This window comes from Ruegeria sp. AG6 (assembly GCF_056541565.1).
The window spans coordinates 1,113,104-1,125,411 of record NZ_JBQFYQ010000001.1; the positions used below are offsets into that span (position 1 = coordinate 1,113,104).

Here is a 12,308-nt window from a genome sequence, read left to right on the forward strand (position 1 = left end):
TCAAGACTCAAGAAGCGCCCTTTAGCGCATCTTGCCGTCAACGGAAAGCGTGTAGATCTCCCTTGGAGGAAACGACATACAGCGTTTGCCCGGCAACAACCGGAGCCGTAGTTGCACCTCCGGGAACTTCGACCTGGTGAACCAGTGCCCCGTTAACCGGATTGAAGAAGCGCAGATAACCATCATTGGACGCAATCACAATACGGCCTCCGGCCAGGATCGGACCGTAATGTGCAAAGATCGGACCGCGGCGGCCTCGCTTGTCCTTGACAAAGCTTGGCAGATCCTGCGCCCAGATGACCGAGCCATCGGCCGCATTCAAGCGCACCAGCTGACTGCGGTCACTGATCAGGAAGATGCTGTTGCCTGCAGGCCAGACAGTATCAACCGCACCTTCATCGGCGGTCCAGCGGCGTTCACCGGTGGCGGCGTCAAAGGCAACGGTCCGGCCAGAATGGTTGCCGATATAGATTGTGTTTCCGACAACCATTGGACTGCCGGTCACGTCAACGATCTGCGCGGCGGCCCGTCCCCGCCGCCCGCCTGCGACCGACGCATTCCAGCGACGGATGCCCCCACGGCGGAAGGTGGCCGCAACATCGCCGGACCCGAATGCAAACACTGCCAGGTCCGAGGCAATCACCGGTGCCGGTGCGCCCAGAACGTTACCGACGCTGGGCGTGCCTTCGATTTGCCAGGCGATACGCCCGTCCTTGGTGTTGATGGTCCACCCGGTTTCGTCCCCCGCGACAAGGTACAACAACCCGTCATTGACCATCGGAGAGCCGCTTCCGGTTGCGTCCAATCGCTTCTGCCACCGCACGGCGCCCGTTTTTGCATCCAATGCGGTCAGTCGCCCGAACCCGGACGACACGTAGAGAACGCCGTTCGAATAGGCCAAGCCGCCACCGGTGGCGTCTGCATCACCGTCACTTGGCGGAACCAGATCGGTATCCCAAGCCAACTGGCCCTGCGGCGTGACCGCTGACACCGTCGCCCCCGCATCCAGTGTATAAATCAACCCGCCCGCAACCACCGGTTCGGCGGTGATACGTTGCTTGCGCGAGTCGCCCTGCCCGATCGACACAGACCAGACCCGCTGTGGCGAGCCACGCAGTGCCGCGTTCGTGGTTCGGAAAGCAGCCGTCCCCGGGCTTTGCGGCCAGCTGGCATTCGCTTTTTGAGCTGGCAGGCTGATGGGCTGAGAGCCGCTCTTTTCCACTGTTTCCAGATCAGACGCCGGACGGATGTCTTCACGTTCTCCGGGCAAAATCGCTTCGGGAGGTTCACAGGCGGTCAATGCGGTCAAAGCCAGTGCCGCAACCGGCAATCCCGCGCGGGAAATTAGTCTTGTTACCATGATGTTCCGAACTCGCCTGTCATTAAGTCTTTTGTCCCGCCTGGTCAGCCCTGCTGTGCCACCAATGGCTCGGGTTCGCCGCCCAACGCAACTATCAGTTGGGCCGCACGTTGTTGCAGATCAATACCGACCTCGGCGTCCTGACGCAGCGCCTGCAAGCGGTCCAGTGCCGCATCGACATTGCCCTCGGACACGTCGATCAGGGCCAGTTGCTCCTCGGCCAGCAGTCGAAGGGGCGCACCCGGCGCCGCCAGCGCTTCGAACTGCTGTCGACGGTCAGCGGCGGGCAAGGTGTCGCTTTGCAACAACAGCGCCTTGAAGCTTGCGATCGCGCGATAGATCTCGGGCAAATCCCCCTGCACGGCAACCGCGTTCAGACTGTTGACCGCCTCTTCGCGCGATCCCGCTTCAAGCTGAGACGCAGACAGCAGCATGTTCAGAACAGCATTCCCGCCCGGCGACTGCGCCTCGGTTTCCCGCAAACCGGCCGCCCGTGCATCAGAATCGTTTTCCGACAGAGCCGCCAGAATCGAGTCACCCAGATCCTGCGCCTGCGCCGTATCGCGGGATTTGCGGTATTCATTGAACGCCGCCCCGCCGACAATCAGCGCGACCGCCGCCACACCAACCCAACCCCAGCGGCGCAGCAGCAGATACATCCGATCACGGCGTACCTCTTCCGTGACCTCATCAATGAAACTGTCGGTGTCGCTCATTCCTGCCCCCCTGGGCTGTGTGTCTTGCATAAGTGCGCCATGTCATACCCCGGCACCAACGCCAAGCCAAGGGTCCGATTTTGCGCATTTTCACCGCTTGGCTTCTCACTTGCGAAAAAAACCAAACCGAACTATTCAGTTTAGTGTAGAAATTACACAGCCGACGCCCCATTTCATACCAAGACGGCCCCGCTTTTGTTGGCACCGAATTCTAGGAGAAACACTGAATGCGTTTGATTTCTTTCATCAACGCCCTTCTGGTTATTGTTGCGTTGTATTTTCTTGTTTTTGAGCGCGACTCTTTGTTTGCTTTCGCCGGACGTGGCGAAGCAGAAGAAGCGGTACAGACCGAAGCCGTCGAATCCGACGAGACCGATATTGATGCCGTTGGCGTGGTCGCCCTGCGTTCGCAGGCGCGCGAAATTGACAGTGCGGTTCTGCTGCGAGGACAAACCAAGGCGAACCGGCAGGTCGAGGTTTTGTCTGAAACCACATCCACGGTGATCTCGGAACCCATGCGCAAAGGTGCCTTTGTCGAGGCCGGGGATGTTCTGTGTGAACTCGACCCCGGCACGCGCCCGGCGCAACTGGCCGAGGCGCTGGCCGGAAAACTCGAAGCCGAAAGCCGCATTCCCGAGGCTGAAGCCCGCTTGCAAGAGGCGCATGCCCGTGTGGCCGAGGCCGAAATCAATCTGACGGCTTCGCGCAAACTGGCGGAAACCGGGTTTGCTTCGGAAACCCGCCGAATTTCCAGCGAGGCCGCGATGAGCGCTGCCAAAGCAGGTGTAAAATCCGCCGAAGCCGAGCTGGAGGCGACCCGGGCCGGAATCGAAGCAGCCGCAGCCGCAGTTGAAGCCGCGCAGCGAGAGGTCGGACGCCTGACCATCAAAGCCCCGTTCAAGGGCCTGCTGGAAAGCGACACCGCAGAATTGGGCAGCCTGATGCAGCCCGGATCGCTGTGCGCAACCGTGATTCAGCTTGATCCGATCAAACTGGTCGGGTTCGTGCCGGAAACCGAAGTCAACCGTGTTCAGGTGGGGTCCGAGGCATCGGCAACGCTGGTCACCGGTCGGCAGCTTGGCGGCCGCGTCACGTTCCTCAGCCGGTCGGCTGATGAAACAACGCGCACGTTCGAAGTTGAAATCACGGTTCCGAACCCGGATCTGACCATTCGCGACGGTCAGACCGCGACCATCAGCATCGCAGCCGAAGGCACAAAGGCACATCTGCTGCCGCAATCCGCCCTGACCCTAAGCAACGAGGGTCAATTGGGTGTCCGTACTGTCGGCACCGGAAATGTGGTGGATTTCCTGCCTGTCCGCATTCTGCGTGACACGGCAGAGGGTGTCTGGGTCGACGGTCTCCCCGAAACAGCCGACATAATCATTGTCGGACAAGAGTTCGTGACACGCGGTGTGACCGTAGCGCCGACTTATCGGGAAGCGTCACAATGACCGGTGTTGTCGCATGGGCCGCTGATCGAGCCCGCATGGTGTTGGCATTTATCGCGATTTCGCTGGTTATCGGCGGATTTGCCTATGTCTCGCTTCCGAAAGAAGGCGAGCCGGATATCGAAATCCCTGCCCTGTTTGTATCCGTGCAGTTTCCCGGGATTTCCGCAGAGGATTCCGAAAACCTGCTGATCAAGCCGATGGAGACCGAACTGGCGGATCTCGACGGGCTCAAGGAAATGACATCGACCGCTGCCGAAAACTATGCGGGGGTCGCGCTGGAATTTGACTTCGGTTGGGACAAGACCGCGATCATGGCCGATGTGCGTGACGCGATGAACACAGCTCAGGCGGACTTTCCCGAAGGCGCAGAACAATATTCCCTGACCGAGATCAACTTTTCCGAATTCCCGATCGTCATCGTGAACCTGACCGGTCCCGTTCCCGAACGCACGATGGCCCGTGTCGCCAAGGATCTACAGGACGATCTTGAGGCTCTGGATTCCGTTCTCGAAGCCGGTATCGCAGGCAATCGCGACGAGATGCTCGAGGTCGTGATCGACCCGCTGCGGCTTGAAGCCTACAACGTGACGGCGGACGAGCTGATCAACGTGGTACGGAACAACAACCAGTTGATTGCAGCCGGTGAAGTTGAAACCGCGCAGGGCACCTTCTCGGTCAAGATACCGTCGTCGTTCAAAACCGCACAGGATGTTTACGGCCTGCCCATCAAGGTCAACGGTGATCGGGTCGTCACCTTGGGGGAACTGGCACAGATCAACTACACTTTCGAAGACCGCGAAGGGACGGCCCGTTTCAACGGTGAACCGACCGTCGCGTTGCAGGTGGTCAAGCGCAAGGGCTATAACCTGATCGACACCGTCGCGCAGGTGAAGGAAACCATTGCGCATGCAAAGACCAAGTGGCCGCCCGAGCTTCAGGCGGCGGTTGATCTGGGTACATCGAACGACCAGAGCCGCATCGTCGGCTCGATGGTCAGCCAGCTTGAAGGCTCGGTATTGACCGCGATTGCGCTGGTGATGATCGTGGTTCTTGCCTCGTTGGGTACGCGGGCCGCCCTGCTGGTCGGTTTTGCGATCCCGACCTCGTTCCTGCTGTGTTTTGCGTTTCTGGCAGTCATGGGTGTCAGCATCTCGAACATCGTGATGTTCGGCCTCATCCTGGCGGTGGGGATGCTGGTGGATGGCGCCATCGTCGTGGTGGAATACGCAGACAAACGCATCAAGGAAGGCGTGGGCCCGATGCACGCCTATGTCGAGGCCGCCCAGCGCATGTTCTGGCCCATCGTGTCCTCGACCGCGACGACGCTGTGTGCGTTCCTGCCCATGTTGTTCTGGCCCGGTATTCCCGGTGAGTTCATGGGAATGCTGCCGGTCACGCTGATCTTCGTTCTGTCGGCGTCGCTGATCGTGGCGCTGATCTATCTGCCGGTCATGGGCGGTGTGTCCGGCCGCCTGAGCCGCCTCTTCGATCGGTCTTCGACCTGGTTGCGGGCGCGCACGCCATGGTGGGTCCGGGTGCTGATGGTGCCGCCGTCGCTGTACATGATCTTTCTGGGTGCGATGCAGGTTCTGAACCCCAACTACCTGCTGCCCGGTGGCTCGATCGCCGGGGCGCTGCTGTTCCTGTTCGGGGCGTTTGCCGGGTCCGTAACGCTGAGCGCGGCCAAAATGGTACGCGCCGAAGAGGACCACGTTCATACAGCGGACGAACACACGTTTTTTGGCCATGTCGTTCGGTTCCTTGTCGGCAATCCGATCATGCCGATCGTTTCCCTGCTGACGGTTTTCACGGCGGTGTATTTCGTGGCCTTTGTCTGGTTTCCTCAGGAATCCCGCGGGGTTGAATTCTTCGTGGAAAGCGAACCTGAACAGGCCACCGCATATGTGCGTGCCCGCGGGAACCTTTCCCTGGCGGAAAAAGACGCGATGGTTCTTGCCGCCGAAGAGATCATCGGCACTCACCCTGCGGTCATCAACGTCTTTGCCTTTGCGGGCGAAGGTGGCCTGAACCAGAATAACGGTGGCGCTCAGGCGCCGGCCGATACAGTGGGCCGGGTTCAGTTCGAAATCATCCCTTGGGAAGACCGCCCCAACGTTTCGGAATCGGCCCTGTGGGGCCTGTTCGAACGGCACTTCGTGGCGCCCGAATATGATGGCGACTTCGTGATTGATGAGCTGAATGCCCAACTTGCAACGATCCCCGGCATCATCGTCGAGATTTTGCCGTTGGAGCAAGGCCCTGCTTCGGCCAAGCCTGTGCATCTGCGCATCAAGGGTGACGGGTGGGAAGACCTGACCTCGGCAGCGATCACCGCCCGCGAAGTTTTCGACACCACGCCGGGCCTGATCAAGACCGAAGACACCCTGCCCCTGCCCGGCATCGACTGGCAGATTGACGTGGATGTCGCCAAGGCCGGTCGGTTCGGAGCCGACGTGGCAACCGTCGGCGCCATGGTCCAGTTGGTCACGCGCGGTATATTGCTGGGCGAGATGCGCCCGGACAGCAATGACGAAGAGATCGAAATTCGCGTTCGCCTGCCCGAAGAAGACCGCGTTTTGTCGACACTGGATACACTCAAGGTCCGTACCCCGGACGGTTTGGTGCCCTTGTCGAACTTCGTAACGCGCAAACCCGTGGCCAAGCTGGCCGAGATCAACCGCGTCGACCAGCAGCGATACTACGACGTCAAAGCGGATGTCGAACCGGGGCTGAGCAAGGTTGTGACCGAAGGCCCCGATGGAAAACAGGTGCGGCTGGCCGTCATGCGTGAAGTGACGGAAGGCTACACACCGACCGGCACCGTTCTGAATGGTACGGGTGGAAAGTCATATGAACTGGTTCAACTGACCGGCGCAGAAAGTGTCGACCAGCTGCGCAGCGCAATCGAAGACGGGGATGCTCAGTTTGCGCTGATCAACCCGAACGAGCGTATTGCGGTGCTGACGGAATGGCTGGAAACCGGCCCGTTCGCCAACGCGATCAGCTGGGAATGGACTGGTGATCAGGAAGAGCAGGAAGAATCCGGCGCCTTCCTGGTGAACGCGTTCATGGGCGCCCTGGGGCTTATGTTCGTGATCCTGCTGGCGCAGTTCAACTCGTTCTACAATTCAGTTCTCGTGCTGCTGGCGGTGGTTCTGTCCACCACCGGGGTTCTGATCGGCATGATCGTGATGGAACAGCCCTTCTCGATCATCATGACCGGGACCGGCATCGTGGCCCTGGCCGGTATCGTGGTGAACAACAATATCGTTCTGATCGACACCTATCAGGAATACAGCAGCTATATGCCGAGGATCGAGGCGATCATCCGCACCGCGGAATCCCGTATCCGCCCGGTGCTGCTGACCACGCTGACAACGATGGCCGGTCTGACGCCGATGATGTTCGGCCTGTCGCTGGACTTCATCAATGGCGGCTATTCCATCGACAGCCCCACCGCACTGTGGTGGAAACAGCTGGCCACAGCGGTGGTCTTTGGCCTGGGCATTGCAACTGTTCTGACGCTGATCGTCACCCCATCGCTTCTGGCCTTGCGGGTCTGGGTGACAACCTATGCGATCTGGCTCAGCCGAGTTCTGGCCCGTGTAACGGCAGGCCGGTCCAGCCAGATCGCGCAGGACATGGCGATAGGGCGCTCTGCCCGGCAGATGCAGGCCACTGAAATTGTGTGGGAGGACGACTCGCGTTTTGAAGGATTAGAACAGGACAGTCGATCAGATAAGTCTGGTCGCCCCTCTGGCCCGCCGCTGAAAGCTGCTGAATAAACGAATAGGACCGGGAGTTCCGGTCCTTTTTCATTTGGCCATCATCACAACCGGGACCACGTCTGATGCGCGCAAATCGCATGTTCGCATCCTTTGACCAGCAGCTTGTCCCCCTGCAACGTCATCTGTGGCACCGCATCCACGTTGATCAACGGGACCCAGAATTCGCCGCCGCCGTATTTTCCTCCGCCTTCACCGGCCACGTCCCAGAACAGTTTCTTACCGATATTCGGTGTTTGGACTTCCTTGCCTGAAGAGTCATAGGCCGAAAGGATCCGACCGCAGAACTTATCCCCACACGCCGTGATTTTGATGTGCGAAATCAGGTTCTTGCGATCAGGTTCAGTCTTCCAGACACCCACGATGGGATCGGCCGCCACAATGACCGGCAGACTAATCGCGATCGCAATAGACGATAGTCGTGACTTCAATCGCTTCATCATGACAGGCACCCTTCTGGTTTTTTGTATTCTACCCTGTTTCGCTCAATGTTTGGATCTTCAGGCCGCTTCCCCGTCCGATTGCTGCCGGTTCCACAATTGGGCATACCGCCCCGACCGCGCCAGCAACTCGTCATGCGTGCCCTGTTCAATGACCTCGCCCGCTTCCAGAACCACGATCCGGTCCGCTTCGGCAATGGTGCTGAGGCGATGGGCAATGGTGATAACCGTACGACCCTCTCCTGCGCGCGCCAGCGCATCCTTGATGTCCTGCTCGGTATCTGTGTCCAGGGCCGAGGTCGCCTCGTCCAGCAACAGGATCGGCGGGTTCTTGAGCAAAGTCCGCGCGATGCCGACTCTTTGTTTTTCACCACCTGACAGTTTGAGCCCCCGTTCACCGACCATAGTGTCATAACCTTCGGGCAGCGAGGTGATGAAATCGTGAATTTGCGCAGCTCGGGCCGCGGCCTCGACCTCCTCCGGGGTGGCGTCGTCACGGCCATAGGCAATGTTGTACCGGATGCTGTCGTTGAACAATACCGTGTCCTGCGGCACAACGCCGATGGCCGCGTGCAGGCTGGACTGCGTCACATCCCGCACATCCTGTCCATCGATCTTCAAGGATCCTTTGGTCACATCGTAGAACCGGAACAGCAGCCGCCCGATGGTTGATTTGCCAGACCCGGTTGCCCCCACGATGGCCACGGTCTGCCCGGCAGGAACGGTCAACGAAACACCTTTGAGGATCTCCCTTTCAGGGTCATAGCCGAAATGCACATCGTCCAGCGTGACTTCGCCGCCATTCACCTTGAGGTTGGGCGCACAGGGTTTGTCGGTGACTTCGGCGGGCTGTTCAAGCAGATCGAACATCTGGCCCATATCGACCAACGATTGCCGGATTTCCCGGTAGACCGTCCCCAGAAAGTTCAGCGGTACGGTGATCTGGATCATGTAAGCGTTGACCATGACGAAATCGCCCACTGTAAGGTTTCCGCTCTGAACCCCGATGGCAGCCAGAACCATCACACCGATCAAACCACAAGTGATCAGGAATGACTGGCCAAAATTCAGAAATGCCAGCGAATATGCCGTTTTCAGCGCCGCCCCGGCATAGGCTTTCATCGACACATCATATCGCTCAGCTTCGCGCGCTTCGGCATTGAAATACTTGACAGTTTCAAAATTCAGCAGGCTGTCGATGGCGCGCTGATTGGCTTCGGTGTCCTGATCGTTCATCTCGCGCCGAAGCTTCACCCGCCATTCGGTCACGGCAAATGTGAACCAGATATACAGACCGATTGTGACGGCGACGACCACCAGATACCAGACATCGAACAGCCACATCAGGATGATCGCCACCAGCAGCAGTTCCAGGATCAGCGGCCCGATCGAGAACAGCAGAAAGCGCAACAGGAACTCGACGCCCTTGACACCCCGTTCGATGATGCGGCTCAGCCCTCCGGTACGGCGGGACACGTGATAACGCATCGAGAGGTTGTGAATGTGCCGAAAGGTCTCAAGCGCCAACGCCCGCAGAGCCCTTTGCCCTACGGGCGCAAAGGCCGCATCCCTCAGTTGTTGGAATCCCACGGTCAGCATCCGCGCCACGCCATACGCGACCGTCAGCCCGACCGCGCCCAGCGCCACCGGCGGCACGCCCTCACCTGCCAGCGCGTCAACGGCACCTTTGTAAAGGATTGGCGTATAGACCGCGATCAGCTTGGCCAGAACCAGCATGACCATGGCAATCACCACGCGGCGCTTTACCCATGGTTCATCCTGTGGCCAAAGATAGGGTGCCACTTTGCGGATCGTGCGCCAGCCCGAGCTTCGCTCGTCACGCGGCACCGTATCGTCCGGGGTCGTAGTAGGTGTTCGTCTCATCACGTACCTTAATTGCGGTCAGAGATTGACCCCGGCCCGCTTGGGCCAAAGGCGATGCTTATTCAGGTATGGTGAAGACCTGCCCCGGATAGATCAGATCCGGATCGCGGATCAGGTCGCGATTGGCCTCGAACAGCCGTACATACAGGACCCCGTCGCCAAACCGGTCGCGCGAGATGGCCCACAGCGTGTCGCCCCGTTGAACCGTAACCGAACGGATGGCAGCTGCTTCGCCCTGCGCGTTGGCCTGACTTGCCGCGACGGCGGCATCCAGAACTTCAACCGGCTCTCGCTTGAACGGGGTTTCGACCCGGCTGAGCACCGTCCCGTCCGTATTCACCGCGTCCACGCGCAGCGTGTAGACACCCGGATCAATCCCCTCCAGATCGCTGCGCCAGGATCCATCCTCTTTCGGGTCGAGATCGGCGATCAGGCGATTGTTCAGGTACAGTCGAACGGCTGCACCGTCCTGCACACGCCCCGTCAGCTGGACATTGCCGGTATCAGAGTACCCGATGGTATCCAGTGCGATCTGATCAGGGGGCGTATCCCGCACCACAGGCGGCTGCACCAGTTCAACCCCTTCTTCGCCGGACCGCAGCACCGCAATCTGCTGATCCGGTTCGGGTGTCTGCGGCGGCGAGTCGGCGGTTTGCGTTTCCTCGGCCTCCGGCACGGTGGTTTCGGTTCCGGTCACATCAGTTTCTCGGGCTGGAACTTCGGTCGCCGTTTCGGGCTCAACGTCTGCATCGGCTGTCGCGATCGTGGCGTCTTCGGCGTCGGCTGTCGTGTCCGGATCGGATGCTGGCGATTCTTCAGTTACAGGCGCTTCTTCGACCGGCTTTGGCAATGCCGCAATCAGATAGTCGTCGGACTGTGTGATCCGTTCGCCATCCTTGCTTTGCAGGACCAACCCCTGAGCCGCGTCGCTGAACGGGATCGAAACAAATTCGGCAAACTGGCCGCTGCCGTCCACGGTAAAGCTGTGCAGGGTTTCGCCGTTCAGCAGCACCTCGATCCGGCTGCCGGGCTCGGCATCGCCGGACAACAGCGCCGTGCCATCTGGCTCAACAAAAATCTGATCCAGGGCCGGAGGGGCCGCTGGCTGGGGCGCGATATCTTCCGTCTTGGCAACGGCGGTGTCCGCGTCAGAGGCGTCAGCCGTTTCACTAGTGTCCTCGGCACGCTCGGTCGTGGGCACTTCATCCGCAGGAGCCGCCTGTTCAGCCACTTCCGGTTCCGAAACCTGCGCATCCTGCCCTACAGGTTCCGGGGCTACGGCAGAGGCGGCTTCCTGCGGGGCTCTCGGCTCGGGCGTTTTGGTGAAGACGCCGGACAGATACAATCCACCCGCGCCCAATATCGCAACAAGACCCGCAATCACCCCCCAGATGAAATTGCCCGAGCTTCCGTTTCCCGATTTGGCGTCCATTATTTTCCTTTCACTCCGCCGGGCAAAAGCTATGCGTTGAAAAGCTTTCCGACGGACAGTTGAGCCAATCTATCAATCCCGCTATCACGGGTCAAAACCCCTGACACAACCCCGGAGCCCCCCTTTGATGTCTCAGAAATCAGTCTGTGTGTACTGCGGGTCACGCAATGGAGCCGAGAAGGCTTATTCTGAAACTGCACGGCAGTTTGGCAGCCTGCTGGCGCAGGAAGGCTGGCGGCTGGTCTACGGAGCCGGAGATGTCGGTTTGATGGGTGAAGTGGCCCGCGCCGCGCAGAATGCCGGTGGTGAAACCTTCGGCGTCATTCCGGTGCATCTGGTCAAGCGCGAGGTCGGAAAAACGGATCTGACCCACTTCGTGATCACCGAGACAATGCACGAGCGCAAGAAAGTCATGATCATGAACGCCGACGCCGTCGTGGTCCTGCCGGGCGGTCCGGGGTCGCTGGACGAGCTGTTCGAAGCGCTGACATGGCGCCAGCTTGGCCTGCATGACAAGCCGATCGTCGTGGTCAATGTGAACGGCTATTGGGACGCGTTGCACACATTGTTGGATCAGGTGATCGGGCAAGGCTTTGCCGACACGTCTTTGGCGGATTTCATCACCTGGGTCGAAGACGCCGATACAGCCATGATCGCCCTGCGGGACAAGCTGACCTGAGGATGGGAAACCGTGCGGGCGGTTGAACCGCCCGCCGTATTCATCAGGCAAGTCTGGCTTTGGGTTGCAGACTGAGGCGCACCACCTGCTCGACCTTGTGCAAAGGATGATTGGTCAGGGTCTTGTTGACCTCGGCCACGACCTTTCCCAGCACCTCGCTGTGTAACCGACGCCGCAACAGACCCAGAACATGGGGGCTGGCCACCAGAACCAGCCGATCATAGGCGCCTTTCAGCCCCTTGCGATTCAACAGGTTCGCCAGATCCTGCACGAACAGAGATTTTGCGTGCGCCTTCCACGTGGGTTCTTCAATTGCCGATTTCTGTTTTGGTCCGCCGTCGTTGCGACGACCTGCGCGGTCCGTCGGTTTTCCGGTCGGGCCGTCTTGTTCTTCGACAGCGACGACGACAAAATTGGGATCGTCGGCATCGGTGATATTCTCCATCACCAGCGCTTTCTCTCCATCTGCAACAATAACCCAAGTTCCCTGTGTAAGTGCGACCATTGCGATCTCCTGATTAGGTTGTGTTCTGGGTATCCCTCGACCTGCTGGACATG

At 59.6% G+C, this 12,308-nt stretch carries 9 protein-coding genes; 3 read left to right on the forward strand and 6 right to left on the reverse strand.

Annotation, left to right across the window (positions count from 1 at the left end):
- Positions 1–37 precede the first annotated feature (37 nt).
- Both ACR0I0_RS05580 and ACR0I0_RS05585 read right to left on the reverse strand, forming a co-directional pair.
- Positions 38–1,360 carry a PQQ-like beta-propeller repeat protein gene (locus tag ACR0I0_RS05580; protein WP_171723020.1) on the reverse strand — a complete coding sequence of 441 codons (1,323 nt, stop codon included), beginning with the start codon at positions 1,358–1,360 and terminating at the stop codon, positions 38–40.
- 44 nt (positions 1,361–1,404) lie between these two features.
- The gene (locus ACR0I0_RS05585; RefSeq protein WP_171631369.1) at positions 1,405–2,076 is read right to left on the reverse strand and encodes a hypothetical protein; all 672 of its coding nucleotides are present in this window, start codon (positions 2,074–2,076) and stop codon (positions 1,405–1,407) included.
- Positions 2,077–2,303: 227 nt separating this feature from the next.
- Here ACR0I0_RS05585 and ACR0I0_RS05590 point away from each other — a divergent pair, with 227 nt between their 5' ends.
- On the forward strand, positions 2,304–3,530 hold the full coding sequence (locus ACR0I0_RS05590; RefSeq protein ID WP_210092533.1) for an efflux RND transporter periplasmic adaptor subunit: 1,227 nt from the start codon (positions 2,304–2,306) through the stop codon (positions 3,528–3,530).
- Complete coding sequence (locus ACR0I0_RS05595) at positions 3,527–7,315, forward strand: efflux RND transporter permease subunit (RefSeq protein WP_480490501.1); 3,789 nt, start codon at positions 3,527–3,529, stop codon at positions 7,313–7,315. Before ACR0I0_RS05590 ends, ACR0I0_RS05595 begins: the two co-directional genes overlap by 4 nt.
- A gap of 44 nt (positions 7,316–7,359) precedes the next feature.
- Here ACR0I0_RS05595 and ACR0I0_RS05600 read toward each other — a convergent pair whose 3' ends face one another.
- The 3 genes from ACR0I0_RS05600 to ACR0I0_RS05610 are packed head-to-tail and all read right to left on the reverse strand — an operon-like array spanning position 7,360 to position 11,071.
- The gene (locus ACR0I0_RS05600) at positions 7,360–7,758 is read right to left on the reverse strand and encodes a DUF2147 domain-containing protein (RefSeq protein WP_171723017.1); all 399 of its coding nucleotides are present in this window, start codon (positions 7,756–7,758) and stop codon (positions 7,360–7,362) included.
- A 57-nt stretch (positions 7,759–7,815) separates the two neighbouring features.
- Entirely contained in the window at positions 7,816–9,639 is a 1,824-nt protein-coding gene (locus ACR0I0_RS05605) for an ABCB family ABC transporter ATP-binding protein/permease (RefSeq protein ID WP_171723016.1), read from the reverse strand.
- 58 nt (positions 9,640–9,697) lie between these two features.
- Positions 9,698–11,071: a LysM peptidoglycan-binding domain-containing protein gene (locus ACR0I0_RS05610; RefSeq protein WP_480490504.1), complete on the reverse strand. Its 1,374-nt coding sequence runs from the start codon at positions 11,069–11,071 to the stop codon at positions 9,698–9,700.
- Positions 11,072–11,198: 127 nt separating this feature from the next.
- On the opposite strand from ACR0I0_RS05610, the gene ACR0I0_RS05615 reads away from it, so the two are divergent.
- Positions 11,199–11,750 carry an LOG family protein gene (locus ACR0I0_RS05615; RefSeq protein WP_171167536.1) on the forward strand — a complete coding sequence of 184 codons (552 nt, stop codon included), beginning with the start codon at positions 11,199–11,201 and terminating at the stop codon, positions 11,748–11,750.
- A 43-nt stretch (positions 11,751–11,793) separates the two neighbouring features.
- Here ACR0I0_RS05615 and ACR0I0_RS05620 read toward each other — a convergent pair whose 3' ends face one another.
- On the reverse strand, positions 11,794–12,255 hold the full coding sequence (locus ACR0I0_RS05620; protein WP_171631353.1) for a baeRF12 domain-containing protein: 462 nt from the start codon (positions 12,253–12,255) through the stop codon (positions 11,794–11,796).
- Between the last annotated feature and the right edge of the window lie 53 nt (positions 12,256–12,308).

Excerpts from the sequence above, each read along its gene's own strand:
- ACR0I0_RS05590 (WP_210092533.1), top strand. The coding sequence starts at position 2,304 with ATGCGTTTGATTTCTTTCATCAACGCCCTTCTGGTTATTGTTGCGTTG.
- ACR0I0_RS05610 (WP_480490504.1), bottom strand. The coding sequence starts at position 11,071 with ATGGACGCCAAATCGGGAAACGGAAGCTCGGGCAATTTCATCTGGGGG.
- ACR0I0_RS05620 (WP_171631353.1), bottom strand. The coding sequence starts at position 12,255 with ATGGTCGCACTTACACAGGGAACTTGGGTTATTGTTGCAGATGGAGAG.
- ACR0I0_RS05600 (WP_171723017.1), bottom strand. The coding sequence starts at position 7,758 with ATGATGAAGCGATTGAAGTCACGACTATCGTCTATTGCGATCGCGATT.
- ACR0I0_RS05585 (WP_171631369.1), bottom strand. The coding sequence starts at position 2,076 with ATGAGCGACACCGACAGTTTCATTGATGAGGTCACGGAAGAGGTACGC.
- ACR0I0_RS05580 (WP_171723020.1), bottom strand. The coding sequence starts at position 1,360 with ATGGTAACAAGACTAATTTCCCGCGCGGGATTGCCGGTTGCGGCACTG.
- ACR0I0_RS05605 (WP_171723016.1), bottom strand. The coding sequence starts at position 9,639 with ATGAGACGAACACCTACTACGACCCCGGACGATACGGTGCCGCGTGAC.
- ACR0I0_RS05595 (WP_480490501.1), top strand. The coding sequence starts at position 3,527 with ATGACCGGTGTTGTCGCATGGGCCGCTGATCGAGCCCGCATGGTGTTG.
- ACR0I0_RS05615 (WP_171167536.1), top strand. The coding sequence starts at position 11,199 with ATGTCTCAGAAATCAGTCTGTGTGTACTGCGGGTCACGCAATGGAGCC.